The following is a 15,239-nucleotide window of genomic DNA, read 5'->3' on the forward strand; positions in this document are numbered from 1 at the left end:
GCCCGTTCAACTCATCGCGCTGCGGTACTGCCCGGGCGTCGCGGCCGCGATCCGCCGGAACGCGCGCTGGAAATGCGCCTGGTCCGCAAAACCCGCGTCGAGCGCGACGTCGGCGATCGGCCGGCCGCGGCGCAGCTCGGTGCGGCCGTACTGCACGCGGCGATCGATCAGGAATGCATGCGGCGTCATGCCGTAGCGCGCGTTGAATGCGCGGATCAGATACGACGGCGACAGGTCGGCCGCCGCGCAGATCGCATCGAGCGTGACGCCCTCGCGGCAATGCGCGGCGATATAGTCGGCCGCGCGTGCGAGCTTTGCGTTGTCGTCCCCGGGTCGCGGGTCGGGCAGCTCGCGATCGAGCGCGCCGTGCAGCGCGGTGAAGAATTCGACCGCCGCGCTCTCCTTGCCGAGCGGATCGATCGCGGGCGACACGAGCGTGCGATAGAAACCGCCAAATTGCGTGAACAGGTCGCGCCGTTCCGTCAACTTCGGCGAAAACCCGTGGAAATCGCCATTCGGATCGCGGCCCAGCGAATGCTGCAGCCGCGCGAGCCATGGCACGTCGACGTAGACCATCCGGTACGCCCACGCATCGGGGCCGTACGGATTGCACGCGTGCACCTGTTCCGGATCGATGATCACGAGCACGCCGCGCCCGACGTGTTCGTTCGTCGCGCCGTTCACGTAGGTGCTCGTGCCACCGACGATCGCGCCCACCGAAAACGTGTCGTGCGTGTGCTTCGCGTAGCAGATCGAACGCCCGTCGTCGACGGTGCGTGCCTCGATGAACGGCAGCGCGGCATCGCGCCAAAACGGCGAAGGTACGGCGGATCGGTTGGCGGTACGGCTCACGCGGCGGGCTCCCGGTTCGGACGGCGAACGCTCACCGTACAAGACTGTGCGGGCCGATGCAACCGGCACTTTGCAGCTTCGATACCGGATCGCGCGGTTTGACCTAAGCTTTGAATTCCGCTCGCCGCGGCATGCGCGGCGGTTCCTGTTCACTCCTCTCCCGTCACCTACATGCACATCGACCTGAAAGGCAAGACCGCGGTCGTCACCGCCTCCACCGCCGGCATCGGGCTCGCGATCGCCGAAGGCCTCGCGCGCGCCGGCGCACGCGTCGTCGTCAACGGCCGCAGCGACGCGTCGGTGCAGTCCGCGCTCGCGCACCTGCGCACCGCCGTGCCCGGCGCAAGCGTCGACGGCGTCGCCGCCGATCTGTCCGCTGCAGCCGGCGTCGCGCGCATCGCGCAGCACACGCCCGATGCCGACATCCTCGTCAACAACGCGGGCATCTACGGCCTGAAGGCGTTCTTCGACATCGACGACGCCGAATGGGAGCATTACTTCCAGACGAACGTGATGTCGGGCGTGCGCCTCGCGCGGCACTACCTGAAAGGGATGATCGAACGCAACGCCGGGCGCGTCGTGTTCATTTCGTCGGAATCGGGCCTGAACATCCCGGTCGACATGATTCACTACGGCTTCACGAAAACCGCGCAACTGTCGATCGCGCGCGGCCTCGCGAAGCTCGCGGCCGGCACGAACGTGACCGTCAACTCGGTGCTGCCGGGGCCGACGATGTCGGACGGCGTGCGAGCGCTGCTGAAGGAAACGGCCGACGAATCCGGCCGCAGCGTCGAAGACGTGGCCGTGGATTTCGTGCGCAACCATCGCGCGAGCTCGATCATCCAGCGGCCCGCGACGCCCGAGGAAGTCGCAAACCTGGTGGTATACGTGTGCTCGCCGCAGGCTTCGGCGACAACCGGCGCCGCGCTGCGCGTCGACGGCGGCGTGGTCGACACGATCGCGTGACCGCGTGATGCCGCCGGCGGCGGCCGTACGGACTAGCTGCCCTTGCCCGGCTGCAGCGTGCCGTTGCGGTCGGCGTCCATGCAGGTATCGAAGCCGTGTTGCGTGACGACGCCGGCCCTGTCGAACACGACGAAATAAGTCCGGTGATCGTTGCCGTGTTCGATGAAGTAGTTGTAGCAGACGCCGCTGCCGTTGCGGACCATCCAGACGCTGCGCGGGTTGCCGCCGGCGCGGACGACATCGGCGCGGGTCGCGCCATGCCGCGACGCGGCCCTTGCCAGCGGCGTGCGCGAATACGAAAACGGCAGCCACGAGTCGAACCACGCGCAGCCATGCAACATCAGGCAGCTGGCGGCCAGGGACAGCGTCGCTGCGGGACGGGACATCGTAATCAATCGCATGCTTGGGGAAATCTGATGCGCCGTGCCGGCGTGACCGAAAGCCTCATGCTACTCGACCTTTGGGTCCGGATCGAAAAGAAATGTAGAGATCCGCATCCGAATCCCTGGTTTCCACGCACTTTGCATGCCCCTGCGCAAGCTCAGGCGTTGCCGACCGTGGCAGCCGGCGGAGGCTTGCCCGCGCAACCGTGCCGCTGCGCCGATGCTTCAAACCGGCGCAACGGCGTGCATCGTCACGCGATCCATTCGACCCACAGCACCGTCAGCACCGTCATCAGCGCGGGACCGACGAACAGCCCGATCAGGCCGAACGTCTCGGCGCCGCCGAGGATGCCGAACAGCACGAGCAGGAACGGCAGCCGCGCCGAATTGCCGATCAGCACCGGCCGCACGAAATGCTCGGCGACGAACACGACGACGAAACCGAGCACGGCCACCACGACGGCCCACACGGTCGCGCCCTGCACGAACAGCCAGAGCGCCGCGCCGCAGAACACGATCGGCGCGCAGAACGGCAGCATCGCGGCGACCGCCGTCACGAGGCCGAGCAGCGCCGCATGCGGGACGCCCGCGAGCGCATAGGCGATGCCGAGCAGCGCGCCCTCGCCGAGCCCGACGACGACGAGCCCCGTCACCGTGCCGAACACGGCCGCGACCATCCGCTCGATCAGCTCCGCGCCGTTGCGCCCGAACACGCGTCGCGCGCCCTGCAGCAATGCGCCCGACAGCTTGTGGCCCGCGCGCAGGATCACGAACAGCGTGACGAGCATGAAGCCGAATTCGAGCAGCGCATGCGCGAGCTTCGTGCCGAATTGCCGGCCGTACGCGAGGAATTTCTCGCTGTTGACGCCGTGCATCGCGCTGGACGCATGCAGCGGATGGCCGAGATTGGCCTGCCACCATTCGGTGATCTGCGCGGCGCCGTAAGGCAGCCGGCCGATCACGTCCGGCAGCGGAATGCCGTTGTCCTGAATGGAGTGCAGCCACACGCGCAGATCATGCGCCTGCCCGACCGCCTCGGTCGCCGCGATGGCGACCGGCAGCACGACGAGCAGCGAGATCGCCGCCGTGATGACGAGCGCGATGACCGTCGGCCGGTCGCGGAACAGCCGGTGCGATTCGAAGCGCTTCAGCAGCGGCCACATCGCGATGGCGCTCACGCAGGCCCACGCGATGGCGGGAATGAAGTCGCGGATCACCCACAGCGCGAGCACCAGCAGCGCCGCATACAGCACGGCGCGGGCGATCTGCTGCCCGCGCGGCCGCGCGGCGGGATCGTGAGACGACGGGACATGTACGCCCATGGCACCTCTGTCGAAATGAAAAAATGGCGGTTCGCGCAAGCCACCGGCCTGCGCGAACCGCCATTCTATCCATCGACGCCGGATCGGCGGCGCGTTATCTCACCCGCTCAGGCCACCTTGTCGGCGATCCGGTAACGTTCGAGCCAGTGTGCGTACGGCGCGGGCAGCGTCCACGACGGGCGCTCGACGCCGAGCTGCTTCGCCGCGTAGTACGGCCAGTGCGGATCGGCGAGATGCGCGCGGCCGACCATCACGAGATCGAGCTGCTGTTCGGCGACGACTCGGTTCGCCAGTTGCGGCGTGTCGATCCCCCACGCGGACGACACCGGCAGCCCGGCCTCGCGGCGCACGCGCTCGGCGATCGGCGCGAGGAACGCCGGGCCCCATGGAATCCGTGCGTCGGGCGTCGAGAAACCGACCGACACGCTCAGCATGTCGAGCCCTGCCTGTTTCATCCGCTGCGTAAGCGCGATCGACTCGGCGAGCGTCTCGTCGTCGCGGCCGTCGTATTCGATCACGCCCAGGCGCGCGGTCAGCGGCAGATGCTCGGGCCACACCTTGCGGACGGCTGCGAGCGTGTCGACGAGGAAGCGGCCGCGGTTCTCGGCCGAACCGCCGTATTCGTCGTCGCGCTGGTTCGAATGCACCGAGAAGAAGCTCTGGCCGAGATAGCCGTGCGCGAAGTGCAGTTCGAGCCATTCGAAGCCCAGGTCGCGCGCACGCGTCGCCGACGCGACGAAGTCGGCCTGCACGCGGGCGATATCGTCGTGCGTCATTTCACGCGGCACCTTCGGCAGATGCGCGCCGAACGGCACGGCCGACGGCGCGATGGTCTGCCAGCCGCGCGGATCGCCTTCGGCGATATGGTCGTCGCCCTCCCACGGACGGTTCGCGCTCGCCTTGCGACCCGCGTGCGCGATCTGGATGCCGGGCACCGAGCCGGCCGCCTTGATCGCCGCGACCGACGGCGCGAACGCTTCGGCCTGCGCATCGTTCCACAGCCCCGCGCAGCCCGGCGTGATGCGCCCTTCCGGCGACACGGCCGTCGCCTCCGCGATCACGAGGCCCGCGCCGCCGCGCGCAATGCTGGCCAGATGCACGTGATGCCAGTCGTTGACGACGCCGTCTTCGGCGACGTACTGGCACATCGGCGGCACCGCGATGCGGTTGCGCAGCGTGACATCCTTGAGTTTGAACGGTTCGAACAGGGCAGACATCCACGACTCCTTTGCTTGGTTCTGCAAAACGACTGGGAACGCGCCGCGCGACGCGCGCGGCGGAACGATTCGGGCCGTCGGCGGGCAGGTCGCGCCCGGCGACGGATACGGAACGGCGCCGGCCCGGCCGGCGCCATGTGCTTGCGTGCTTACTGGCGGCCGAGCTTCGCGAGCAGCGCCTCGGCGGCGGGTTCCGACGACGCGGGGTTCTGCCCCGTGATCAGCAGTCCGTCGGTGACGACATGCGGCGCCCAGTCGGCGCTGCGCTCGAATTCCGCGCCGTTGGTCTTCAGCATGTCCTCGACGAGGAACGGCACGACTTCCGTCAGTTCGACGGCCGCTTCCTCGCTGTTGGTAAAGCCCGTCGCGCGCTTGCCGCGCACAACCGATTCGCCGGTCTTCGGGTTCTTCACGTGGCGCAGCACGCCCGGCGCGTGGCAGACGGCCGCGACCGGCTTGCCGGCCGCCAGCGCATGCTCGATCAGGCGGATCGAATGCAGATCCTCGGCGAGATCCCACAGCGGGCCGTGGCCGCCCGGGTAGAACACGGCGTCGTAGTCGTCCACCGACACGTCGGCCAGCTTGTGCGTCGACGCGAGTTCGGCCTTGGCCGCCGCATCAGCTTCGAAACGGCGCGTCGCGTCGGTCTGCGAGGCCGGATCGCTGCTTTTCGGGTCGAGCGGCGGCTGGCCGCCCTTCGGCGACGCGAGCGTCAGCTCGACGCCTGCATCCTTGAACGTGTAGTACGGCGCGGCCAGTTCCTCGAGCCAGAAGCCGGTCTTCTTGCCGGTATCGCCGAGCGTGTCGTGCGAGGTCAGGACAACCAGAATCTTCATGATCGGAACTCCTTCGAAAATTGACGGGGGGAACGGGGCCGAACAACCGGGGGCGGCCGGTCGACGCCGCACGCCTGTCGGTTAGTCAGCGATGACGCGTCAACGTGCGACTCATGCATCCGAATGCAGTACGCACCTATTAGACCAGTCGTCTAGAAAAAATCGAAATAAAACGACGTCATCTCGCCGCACGGACAGCATCGCACCGCGAAATGGCATTTTCGCGTCTTTGTTGCCCCAGCTGGGGACGTCGTCGCATTCACGAGAACGGATGATATCCCCGGATTAGACCGGTCGTCTAGAAAACGGGGATTCGCCCCTGCCGTCGTCATGGCCTTTTCGATGGGGCGCGCTCCGGTAACGTCCGTTGCCGGCAGCGCCCCTCGCCTCCACCGCGCCGGTCAGCCGCGCAACGGACCGTCCGTGTCGCCGACCTCGATGGCCGGCGCTTCGAGTCGCTGTTCGCGCACACCGTCGCTCAGCAGCCGCAGCATCAATTCCGCCAGCGCGCGCCCCGACGCATGCCCGGTCGGCTGCACGACCGCCGTTACGCGATGGGGATGCGCGATGTCCGGGGGCACGCCGTCGTAGACGATCAGCGACATGTCCTGCCCCAGGCGCAGCCCGCTGTCCACCAGCGCCCGAAACGCACCGCCGCCGGCGATATTGTTGTCGACCAGCAGCGCCGTCGGCCGTTCGGCGCGCGCAAGCATCGTCCGCACGGCCTGCAGCCCGCCGTCGTGCGTGAACGGGCACTCGACGAGCAGCGCCGGATCCGGCTCGATACCGGCTTCGCGCAGTGCCGAGAGATAACCTGCACGACGCTGCGCGGCGAAATTCAGCGCAAGCGGCGCGCTGATCATCGCAATGCGCCGATGGCCGAAGCCGATCAGCCTGCGAACCGCATCCCGCGCGCCCGCCTCGTTGTCGAAATCGAACCACGCATACGGCTCGGCGGCCTGCGTGCGGCCGTAAGCGACATACGGAAACGCGCTCGACTGCAGGTACGCGATGCGCGGATCGTCGACGAGCGTGCGCGCGACGATCAATCCGTCGACGAGTTTGCCGTCGACGACCCGCCGATAGGTGTCCAGTTCAGCGTTCGGCCGCGCAGACGCGATGATGAAATCGAGATTGCGCTCGGCGAGCCGCTCGGTAATGCCCGCGACCACCTCGCCGAAACGCGGATCGCCGAGATCGCCCGCGCCGAACGGGTAGACGATCCCGATCACGTCCGCCCGCCCGGTCGCCAGCCGGCGTGCGGTCGGATCCGCCACATAGCCCATTTCCCGTGCAGCCTTCGCCACGCGTTCGCGCGTCGCCTCGCTGACGTCGTCGTAACCGTTCAGCGCGCGACTGACCGTCGTCCTCGACAGCCCCAGCGCGTCCGATAGCGCCTTCAGATTCACCTTCACCGTCGTTCCTCGCACTTCATGTGCCGCACGGCATGCCGATTGGCGGCAATTGTTTCCGCTCGGTAGCTATTACCGTCAAATATTTATCTTTTGACGTCCAAACCGGTTTGAAATAGCATCCGAACCGGTTTGGATATCGATACCCACTCAGCCGTTCACTTTCACTTTTCCTGGAAACAACGACGAGATGACATACTTTCCCCTTTTCCGCTCGACCGCGGCCAAACGTTTGCTCCTCGCTGGCGGCGCACTCGCCGCCTTCGCGTCCGTCGCGCACGCGCAGTCCGGCGGTACGGGCGCGCCGGTGCCCACGCCCCATTCGCAGCAAGCCTACGATCCCGAAGGCAACTTCACGATGCGCTGGACCCGCGCGGACATCCGCCAGATCGTCGCGCAATCGCACACCGCCGGCGCCGACCGGAATTCGCTGCCGCAAGCGCTGACGATGCCGAACATCCCGCAGGATTTCCCGCTGATCAACCCGAACGTGTGGGTGTGGGACACGTGGCCGCTGGCCGACCTGCGCGCGAACCAGCTCAGCTACAAGGGCTGGGAAGTGATCTTCTCGCTCACCGCCGATCCCCACGCCGGCTACACGTTCGATGACCGCCACGTCCATGCGCGCATCGGCTTCTTCTACCGTCGCGCGGGCGTCCCCGCGGCGCAGCGCCCCGCGAACGGCGGCTGGACCTGGGGCGGCCACCTGTTCCCCGACGGCGCGAGCGTCAAGGTGTTCGGTACCTCGCCGATGACCGACAACGCCGAATGGTCGGGCTCCGCGCGCCTCACGCACGGCAGCAACGTCAGCCTCTATTACACCGCGACGTCGTTCAACCGCTCCGCGCCCGGCGGCGCCGACATCACGCCGCCGCAGGCGATCATCACGCGCGCCGACGGCCATATCCACGCCGACGACAAGCACGTGTGGTTCACCGGCTTCGACGATCACAAGGCACTGCTGCAACCGGACGGCAAGTACTACCAGACCGGTCAGCAGAACACTTACTTCTCGTTCCGCGATCCGTTCGTGTTCACCGATCCCGCGCACCCGGGCAAGACCTACATGGTCTTCGAGGGCAACACCGGTGGCCCGCGCGGCGCACGGTCCTGCACCGAAGCCGATCTCGGCTACGCGCCGAACGATCCGTACAAGGAAGACCTGAACGCCGTGATGAATTCGGGCGCAGTGTATCAAAAGGCGAATGTCGGCCTCGCGATCGCGACGAACCCGCAGTTGACCGAGTGGAAGTTCCTGCCGCCGATCCTGTCGGCGAACTGCGTCGACGACCAGACCGAGCGCCCGCAGATCTATCTGAAGGACGGCAAGTACTACCTGTTCACGATCAGCCACCGCAACACGATGGCGGCGGGCGTCGACGGCCCGGACGGCGTGTACGGCTTCGTCGGCAACGGCATCCGCAGCGATTTCCTGCCGCTGAACGGCGGCAGCGGCCTCGTGCTCGGCAACCCGACCGATTTCTCGGCGCCGGCCGGCCAGCCGTATTTTCAGGACCCGAACCAGAACCCGCGCGAATTCCAGTCGTATTCGCACTACGTCATGCCGGGCGGGCTCGTCGAATCGTTCATCGATGCGATCGGCCCGCGTCGCGGCGGCACGCTTGCGCCGACGGTGAAGGTCCGCATCAACGGCACGTCGACGGCGGTCGATCGCGTCTATGGACGCGGCGGGCTCGGCGGTTACGGCGACATCCCGGCGAACCTGCCTGCGACCGGGGCCGGCCACAACGACGGCAACGGCCAGGGCAATCAGGATAACCAACAATAAAAAGCAATCGCTGGTAAAGGCACGAGGTTGAGGAGGCGCGCATCGCGCGTGTCGCGTGCACGCCTCTCTTTTTTCCTTCTTTCTAATGCGCATGCCGCCGTCGACAGCGGCGTGCGCCCTCCTTTCCCGCTCCGTCCGACGGAGCACGAAACCCCGCATGAAATCGATGCCTTTCCGCTTTTCCGTCCGGATCCCCCGGTTGCTGCTCGCCTGCCTGACCTGCACGCATGTCGCCGCCGCGACCTGCGGCGCACCGCCCGACAGCGGCACGCCGCAGTGGCGGCCCGCGCTGCATTACTCGCCGCAACGCAACTGGATGAACGACCCGAACGGGCTCGTCTACGACAACGGCCGCTACCACCTGTTTTATCAGTACAACCCGGTCGGCCAGGACTGGGGCAACATGTCGTGGGGCCACGCGACCAGCACCGATCTCGTCCACTGGCGCGAGCAGCCGGTCGCGATGCGCGCGAACGCCACCGAGGAAATCTTCTCCGGCTCGATCGTTGCCGATACGCACAACACGTCGGGCCTCGGCGCCCCCGGACAAGCACCGCTCGTTGCGCTTTACACGAGCGTCTACAAGGCCGGCTCCGGCCACGCACCCGGCACGCAGGCGCAGTCGCTCGCCTACAGCGTCGACCACGGCACCACGTGGCGGCCCTATGCGCACAACCCGGTGCTCACGCTCGACCCCGAATCAACGCAGTTCCGCGACCCGAAAGTGTCGTGGTATGCGCCCGGGCGCCACTGGCTGATGACGACGGTCGTCGCCGATGCCCACGTCGTGAAGCTCTACCGTTCCGATGACCTGATCCACTGGTCGTTCCTGAGCGACTTCACGTTGCCGGACGTACCGCATGCGGGCGCCCTGTGGGAGATGCCCGATCTCGTCCCGCTGCCGGTCGACGGCGATCCGCGGCACATCAAGTGGGTGCTGATCGTCAACGTCAACCCGTGGTCGATAGCCGGCGGTTCCGGGGCGATGTACTTCGTCGGCAACTTCGACGGCCGCACGTTCGTACCCGACCGCGTCGCGCCGGCCGGCTCCGATCCCGCCCGATTCCGCTGGGTCGATCACGGCGCCGACTTTTATGCGGCCGGCACGTTCTCCGGCGCGCCCGGCGCACGCCCTGTCGCGATCGCGTGGATGAGCAACTGGGATTACGCGGCGAAAGTGCCGACGACGCCGTGGCGCGGCGCGACGACCCTGCCGCGCGAACTGTCGCTGAAGACGATCGACGGCGAACCGACGCTTGTCGTCGCGCCGGCCGCCGCCTTCGACACCTGGGCGGACGGGAGGCCCGCCGTACACGAAGGCGACTTCACGGTCGAATCCGCCACACGCGCGCTGTCGGCCGCGACGCGCGGCGTCGTCCAGCGCATCACGGTGACGATCGCGCCGCAGCACGCGGCGCGCGCGGGCCTGATCGTCCGGCGGTCGGCGGCCGGCTCGATCGGCACCCGGATCGTGTACGACACGGCGCAACGCACGTTGACGCTCGACCGCTCCCGATCCGGCGAATCGGATTTCGCCGGCACGTTCAGCCGCGAGCACATCGTGGATCTGCCGCTCGAGCGCGGACAACTGCGGCTCGAGATCGTCGTCGATCGCGGGTCGGTCGAAGTGTTCGCGAACGGTGGTCGAGTTGCGCTCACCGACCTGGTCTTTCCGCCGCTCGACGCGGACGGCGTCGCCGTGTTTGCCGAGCAGGGCCGCGCGACGTTCTCCGGGCTCACGGTGACGCAACTCGAAGCCGGCAGCGATACGCGTCGCGCCTGTGCGGCGCGGTAGGTGCGGTTCGCACTTGCCTCCTTCCGGCATGTGACGGGGACCGCCCGCCCGGCGTTGCGTCGGTCGGTTGCGGTCCCCGCCGGTGTCACCGATCAGAGCAACCCCATCCCGCCCGACGCGATGATTTCCGCGCCGACGATGAATGCGGACTCCGACGCACTGAGGTGCAGCACCGTCGACGCGATTTCGTCCGGCGTGCCGAACCGGCCGATCGGGACGAGCCCCTTGATCTTTTCGGCCGTGGCATCGAGCGTCGCCGCATCGAGCCCGAGCTTGCCGTACAGCGGCGTCTGCACCGGCCCCGGGCTCACGACGTTCACGCGCACGCCGTGCGGCAGCAATTCCGTCGACAGCGTCTTCGCGAACGAATTGACGGCCGCCTTGCTCGCCGCGTAGACCGACGAGCCGGGCATCCCGATGTGCGCGTTGATCGAGCCGTTGATCACGATCGACGCGCCGCGGTTCAGCAGCGGCACCAGCGACTGGATCTGGAAATACGCGCCCTTCACGTTGGTGTTGAACACGAGGTCCCACATGGCCTCGTCGCTGTCGGCGAACGGCGCGAGTTTCGCGACGCCCGCGTTGATGAACACGGCGTCGAGCCGCACGCCCGCCGTCGCGATCGCGTCCGCCAGCGCGCGGGCCGACGCGACGCTGCCGGCCTCGTTGCGGATCGCGAGCGCGCCTTCGCCGAGCGTTTGCCGTGCGGTCTCGAGCGTCTGCGCGTCGCGCCCGGTGATGATGACCCGCGCGCCTTCGGCCGCGAATGCGCGGGCGGCCGCCAGGCCGATACCGCTGTTGCCGCCCGTGACGAGGACCGTTTTCCCTTCGAAGCGTTGCATGATGTTCTCCTGTGAACCGGTGAGTTGACCGTGAACACAGGATGCGCGCGGCACCATGCGTTGCCGTACGACGCGCGTGGCGAACATGTTCGAAATCGTCGAACGTGTTCGAGCGGATGCCGCGCCCGCCTTTCTCCGTTTCAGCCGGTCACATCGATCCCGTCGAGCAGGCGCTGCGCGAGTCTCGGCTCGCGCAATTGTTCCAGCCACCACTGCAGCGCACGGCCGTCGCGGTCGCCGCGCCATGCGACATACAGCAGGTTGGGTTCGCGCGGATCGGCCGTCCGTTTCTCGACGAGATCGCCGCGCGCGAGCAGCGAGGCCACGCGCCGGCGCGGCACCCAGCCGACGCCGAGCCCGTCGCGCTGCGCGAGGATCTTCGCGCGCATCGACGGCACCGCGAGCATGGCCTGCCCGCCGAGCAGGCCGTAAGCGCGGCCGGCCGTGCCCCGCGACGAATCGGCGACGACGACCGCGCGATGCGCGCCGATCGCCTCCCGCGTCAGCACGTCGTTCGCGGAGGCCAGCGGATGGCGCGGCGACACCACGAACACCCACTCCATCGCGCCCAGTTCGAACCACTTGAAGCCCTGAATCGCCGGCGGCTCGTTGGTCGCACCGACCACCAGGTCCGCGCGACCGTCGCGCAGCGCTTCCCAGGTGCCGCCGAGCACTTCGTACGTGAAGCGCAACGACACGCCCGAGTCGAGCGCGTCGAACGCGCGGACCACCGGCAGCAGCGTGTCGAACTCCAGCACTTCGTCGCTGACGATCCACAGCCGATCCTCCCAGCCGCTCGCGACCTGCCGCACGCGCTGCGTCAGCCGCGCGACGTCCAGCGCCAGCCGCGACGCCTCGTCGGCCAGCAATTGCCCGGCCGGCGTGAGCTGCAGCCGATAGCCGCGCCGGTCGAACAGCAACGCATCGAAACGCGTTTCGAGCTGGCGTGCCGCGTGCGACACCGTCGACGGCGCCTTGCCGAGCCGCGCGGCGGCGCGCGACAGGCTGCCGGTGGCGCGGATCGCGTCGAGCAGCGCAAGTTCGTCTTCGGACAGCATGGGGACGCTCCGGTTTGGGGTTGTCGTGGATCGTAAGGCAGCCGCGGGCCGCGGTCCAATCGGGCGACGGGGGCTTCGGCGTCGGCCGATACCGGTGACGGGAGTATGCCGACTTCCGGTATGCTGATCGACGAAAAATCACCCCAATCGAGGTAACCACTGCGATGGACATCGCGATCCGCATCGAAGGCCGTCACGACCTGACCGGGCAAATCTTCCGGCAACTGCGCACCGCGATCGTCGACGGGCGTCTCGAGGGCGGCGCGCGGCTGCCGTCGACGCGCGATCTCGCGAAACAGCTCGGCGTGTCGCGCAAGACGACGCTCGATGCGTTCGAGCGCCTCGTCGCCGAGGGTTACCTGAATACGCGCGCCGGCGACGGCACGTTCGTCGCCGACGGCCTCGCGCGCGTGCCGCATGCCGCCGCGATGTCGGCACCGTCGCTCGTCGAGGACACCCCGCGCATCGACGCGGTCGACGCGCGCGCGCTGTGGAACGAGCTGCCCGACGCGCTCGCGATGCCCGCGCCGCAGGATTCGCCCGGCTTCGATTTCCGCGGCGGCGTGACCGACAAGGCGCTGTTTCCGTTCGACGCGTGGCGGCGCTGCCTGCACCACGCGCTGCGCCAGCAGGCGCGCGGCCCCGGCCAGTACCACGATCCGGCCGGCGACCCGCAGCTGCGCGGCGCGATCGCGCGCTACGTCGCGTTCAGCCGCGCGGTGGCGTGCAGCTGGGACGACGTGCTCGTCACGCACGGCGCGCAACAGGCGCTCGACCTGCTCGCGCGCGTCGTCGTGCGGCCCGGCGACGTCGTCGCGGTCGAGGATCCCGGCTATCCGCCCGCGCGCGCCGCGTTCGCATCGCTCGGCGCGACGGTGATCGGCGTGCCGGTCGACGCGCACGGCCTCGTCACGGAGCGGCTGCCCGACGATGCGCGCCTCGTCTACGTGACGCCGTCGCACCAGTTCCCGCTCGGGATGCCGATGACGCTGGAGCGACGCATCGCGCTGCTCGAATGGGCGCAGCGCCGCCGCGCGCTGATCATCGAGGACGACTACGACGGCGAATTCCGCTTCGAAGGCCGGCCGGTGGAATCGCTGAAGAGCCTCGACCGCACGGGCCTCGTCGCGTACGTCGGCACGTTCTCGAAGACGATCTTTCCCGAACTGCGGATCGGCTACGCGATTCCGCCGCGCGCGTTGCGCGGCGCGCTGGCCAAGGCAAAGCAGATCGTCGACTGGCACACCTGCGCGCTGACCCAGGCGGCGCTCGCACGCTTCATGCTCGAAGGCGATTTCGCCCGGCACCTGAAACGCGTGCAGAAGCACTACGACGCGCGCCGCAAGATGCTGATCGCGCATCTGCGCGGCGAACTCGCGCCATGGTTCGACGCGATCGTGCCGACCGCCGGCATCCACCTCGCCGCGCACCTGAAGCCGGGGCTCGACGAGGCGGCGCTGGTCCGCGCGGCACGCGCGCAGGACATCGGCCTGTACGGGATCTCGGCATTCCACGTCGGCGTGCCGGTCCGCGCGGGGCTGCTGTTCGGTTATGGCGGGATCGACGCGCTGCGCATCGACACGGCACTCGCGAAGCTGGCCGGATTGCTGGGTTCGGGCAGTCTCGGCGACTCGACACTGGTTACCTGAATTTTCCAAAAATTGGTCATTCAAGCAGGCCAATGCACGACTTAAAGTGGGTCCTGTCGCGCCACCGTGCGCTCCAACCGAACAAGGACCTGCCATGCAACAGCGCCTGAACTTCTATACCGCCAGCCCGAACGCGATCAAGGTGATGCGCAACGCCGAGGAATTCCTCGCGAAGAGCTCGATCGAGAAGCCGCTCGCCGAACTCGTCCGCCTGCGCGCGTCGCAGATCAACGGCTGCGCGTTCTGCGTCGACATGCACATGACCGACGCGCGCAAGGGCGGCGAAACCGATCGCCGTCTCGCGACCGTCGTCACATGGCGCGAAACGCCGTTCTTCACCGAGCGCGAACGTGCCGCGCTGGAGTGGACCGAGGCGCTGACGCTGGTCGCCAGCAATCACGTGCCCGACGCCGTCTGGGAAGCCGTGAAGCCGCACTTCAGCGACGAGGAGCTGTTCGACCTGTCGATGCTGATCGCGACGATCAACTCGTGGAACCGCTTCGCGATCGCGTTCCGCAAGATGCCCGAGTAAGGAGACGACGATGATCCGCTCCACGCTCCATCGAGCCGCCCTGTGTGCGGGGCTCGTGCTGACCGCCGCGCTGCCGGCCGCCGCCCATGCGCACGACGACGGCGACAATGTGCACGCAATCATGCGACAGGCCGTGCCCGAAGCGCCCGGCAAGTTCGCCGTCGTCGCGACCGTCGACTATGCGCCCGGCCAGGCTTCCGAAGCGCACAAGCACCTCGGCTCGGTGTTCGCGGTCGTGTCGAAAGGCGAAGTGCTGTCGCAGGTGAACGGCGGCCCGCTGCGCCGCTACCGCGCCGGCGAAGGCTGGTACGAGGCGCCCGGCTCGCGCCACCAGGTATCGCGCAACGCGAGCGCGACGGAACCCGCGCAACTCGTCGTGTTCGGGCTGACCGGCGAACACGTGCCGCTGAAGTCGCCGATCGATCAGTAACCCCGCTCCGGGGCGCGCGCCAGGCCCGGCCCGCGCCCCTGCTTCGCGGCCGGCTTCCCCGCCGGTTTCGCAAGTTCCCCACCATTTCTCGTTAACCGCTCCCTACACGCTGCCCGCGGCACCCTGCCCGCCGCCCCGTCGCGTCCCCGCTTGTCC

Annotated in this window: 14 protein-coding genes; 6 read left to right on the forward strand and 8 right to left on the reverse strand. The window is 68.1% G+C overall.

Annotation, left to right across the window (positions count from 1 at the left end):
- Positions 1 to 6: 6 nt before the first annotated feature.
- Complete coding sequence (locus tag VL15_RS10195) at positions 7 to 852, reverse strand: AraC family transcriptional regulator (RefSeq protein ID WP_048245360.1); 846 nt, start codon at positions 850 to 852, stop codon at positions 7 to 9.
- Positions 853 to 1,023: 171 nt separating this feature from the next.
- On the opposite strand from VL15_RS10195, the gene VL15_RS10200 reads away from it, so the two are divergent.
- A complete protein-coding gene (locus tag VL15_RS10200) occupies positions 1,024 to 1,818 on the forward strand; it encodes an SDR family NAD(P)-dependent oxidoreductase (RefSeq protein WP_048245361.1) in 795 nt (264 codons plus the stop codon).
- Between the two features lie 32 nt (positions 1,819 to 1,850).
- Here the strand turns inward: VL15_RS10200 and VL15_RS10205 are convergent, their stop codons facing one another.
- The 5 genes from VL15_RS10205 to VL15_RS10225 form a co-directional block, all read right to left on the reverse strand.
- Positions 1,851 to 2,219, reverse strand: a complete 369-nt coding sequence (locus VL15_RS10205) for a hypothetical protein (protein ID WP_048245362.1) — start codon at positions 2,217 to 2,219, stop codon at positions 1,851 to 1,853.
- Between the two features lie 233 nt (positions 2,220 to 2,452).
- A complete protein-coding gene (locus VL15_RS10210; RefSeq protein WP_048245363.1) occupies positions 2,453 to 3,523 on the reverse strand; it encodes an AI-2E family transporter in 1,071 nt (356 codons plus the stop codon).
- A 107-nt stretch (positions 3,524 to 3,630) separates the two neighbouring features.
- A complete protein-coding gene (locus VL15_RS10215) occupies positions 3,631 to 4,740 on the reverse strand; it encodes an NADH:flavin oxidoreductase/NADH oxidase (RefSeq protein WP_048245364.1) in 1,110 nt (369 codons plus the stop codon).
- A 149-nt stretch (positions 4,741 to 4,889) separates the two neighbouring features.
- Positions 4,890 to 5,576 carry a type 1 glutamine amidotransferase domain-containing protein gene (locus VL15_RS10220; RefSeq protein WP_048245365.1) on the reverse strand — a complete coding sequence of 229 codons (687 nt, stop codon included), beginning with the start codon at positions 5,574 to 5,576 and terminating at the stop codon, positions 4,890 to 4,892.
- Between the two features lie 401 nt (positions 5,577 to 5,977).
- Positions 5,978 to 7,006, reverse strand: coding sequence for a substrate-binding domain-containing protein (locus VL15_RS10225; protein ID WP_048245366.1), 1,029 nt, complete (start codon positions 7,004 to 7,006; stop codon positions 5,978 to 5,980).
- A gap of 172 nt (positions 7,007 to 7,178) precedes the next feature.
- On the opposite strand from VL15_RS10225, the gene VL15_RS10230 reads away from it, so the two are divergent.
- Complete coding sequence (locus tag VL15_RS10230) at positions 7,179 to 8,777, forward strand: glycoside hydrolase family 68 protein (RefSeq protein WP_048245367.1); 1,599 nt, start codon at positions 7,179 to 7,181, stop codon at positions 8,775 to 8,777.
- Positions 8,778 to 8,934: 157 nt separating this feature from the next.
- Positions 8,935 to 10,572 carry a glycoside hydrolase family 32 protein gene (locus VL15_RS10235; protein ID WP_048245368.1) on the forward strand — a complete coding sequence of 546 codons (1,638 nt, stop codon included), beginning with the start codon at positions 8,935 to 8,937 and terminating at the stop codon, positions 10,570 to 10,572.
- A 92-nt stretch (positions 10,573 to 10,664) separates the two neighbouring features.
- Here the strand turns inward: VL15_RS10235 and VL15_RS10240 are convergent, their stop codons facing one another.
- Both VL15_RS10240 and VL15_RS10245 read right to left on the reverse strand, forming a co-directional pair.
- Positions 10,665 to 11,414: an SDR family oxidoreductase gene (locus tag VL15_RS10240; RefSeq protein ID WP_048245369.1), complete on the reverse strand. Its 750-nt coding sequence runs from the start codon at positions 11,412 to 11,414 to the stop codon at positions 10,665 to 10,667.
- Positions 11,415 to 11,554: 140 nt separating this feature from the next.
- Positions 11,555 to 12,472: a LysR family transcriptional regulator gene (locus VL15_RS10245; protein WP_048245370.1), complete on the reverse strand. Its 918-nt coding sequence runs from the start codon at positions 12,470 to 12,472 to the stop codon at positions 11,555 to 11,557.
- Positions 12,473 to 12,636: 164 nt separating this feature from the next.
- Here VL15_RS10245 and VL15_RS10250 point away from each other — a divergent pair, with 164 nt between their 5' ends.
- The 3 genes from VL15_RS10250 to VL15_RS10260 all read left to right on the forward strand — a co-directional run bounded on the left by VL15_RS10250 (position 12,637) and on the right by VL15_RS10260 (position 15,083).
- On the forward strand, positions 12,637 to 14,121 hold the full coding sequence (locus tag VL15_RS10250) for a PLP-dependent aminotransferase family protein (protein WP_048245371.1): 1,485 nt from the start codon (positions 12,637 to 12,639) through the stop codon (positions 14,119 to 14,121).
- Between the two features lie 94 nt (positions 14,122 to 14,215).
- The gene (locus tag VL15_RS10255; RefSeq protein ID WP_048245372.1) at positions 14,216 to 14,653 is read left to right on the forward strand and encodes a carboxymuconolactone decarboxylase family protein; all 438 of its coding nucleotides are present in this window, start codon (positions 14,216 to 14,218) and stop codon (positions 14,651 to 14,653) included.
- Positions 14,654 to 14,663: 10 nt separating this feature from the next.
- A complete protein-coding gene (locus VL15_RS10260) occupies positions 14,664 to 15,083 on the forward strand; it encodes a cupin domain-containing protein (protein ID WP_048245373.1) in 420 nt (139 codons plus the stop codon).
- Positions 15,084 to 15,239 lie beyond the last annotated feature (156 nt).

Source organism: Burkholderia cepacia, assembly GCF_001039005.1.
Taxonomy (GTDB): domain Bacteria; phylum Pseudomonadota; class Gammaproteobacteria; order Burkholderiales; family Burkholderiaceae; genus Burkholderia; species Burkholderia theae.

Excerpts from the sequence above, each read along its gene's own strand:
- VL15_RS10245 (WP_048245370.1), bottom strand. The coding sequence starts at position 12,472 with ATGCTGTCCGAAGACGAACTTGCGCTGCTCGACGCGATCCGCGCCACC.
- VL15_RS10215 (WP_048245364.1), bottom strand. The coding sequence starts at position 4,740 with ATGTCTGCCCTGTTCGAACCGTTCAAACTCAAGGATGTCACGCTGCGC.
- VL15_RS10230 (WP_048245367.1), top strand. The coding sequence starts at position 7,179 with ATGACATACTTTCCCCTTTTCCGCTCGACCGCGGCCAAACGTTTGCTC.
- VL15_RS10220 (WP_048245365.1), bottom strand. The coding sequence starts at position 5,576 with ATGAAGATTCTGGTTGTCCTGACCTCGCACGACACGCTCGGCGATACC.
- VL15_RS10250 (WP_048245371.1), top strand. The coding sequence starts at position 12,637 with ATGGACATCGCGATCCGCATCGAAGGCCGTCACGACCTGACCGGGCAA.
- VL15_RS10260 (WP_048245373.1), top strand. The coding sequence starts at position 14,664 with ATGATCCGCTCCACGCTCCATCGAGCCGCCCTGTGTGCGGGGCTCGTG.
- VL15_RS10210 (WP_048245363.1), bottom strand. The coding sequence starts at position 3,523 with ATGGGCGTACATGTCCCGTCGTCTCACGATCCCGCCGCGCGGCCGCGC.
- VL15_RS10200 (WP_048245361.1), top strand. The coding sequence starts at position 1,024 with ATGCACATCGACCTGAAAGGCAAGACCGCGGTCGTCACCGCCTCCACC.
- VL15_RS10240 (WP_048245369.1), bottom strand. The coding sequence starts at position 11,414 with ATGCAACGCTTCGAAGGGAAAACGGTCCTCGTCACGGGCGGCAACAGC.
- VL15_RS10205 (WP_048245362.1), bottom strand. The coding sequence starts at position 2,219 with ATGCGATTGATTACGATGTCCCGTCCCGCAGCGACGCTGTCCCTGGCC.
- VL15_RS10255 (WP_048245372.1), top strand. The coding sequence starts at position 14,216 with ATGCAACAGCGCCTGAACTTCTATACCGCCAGCCCGAACGCGATCAAG.
- VL15_RS10235 (WP_048245368.1), top strand. The coding sequence starts at position 8,935 with ATGAAATCGATGCCTTTCCGCTTTTCCGTCCGGATCCCCCGGTTGCTG.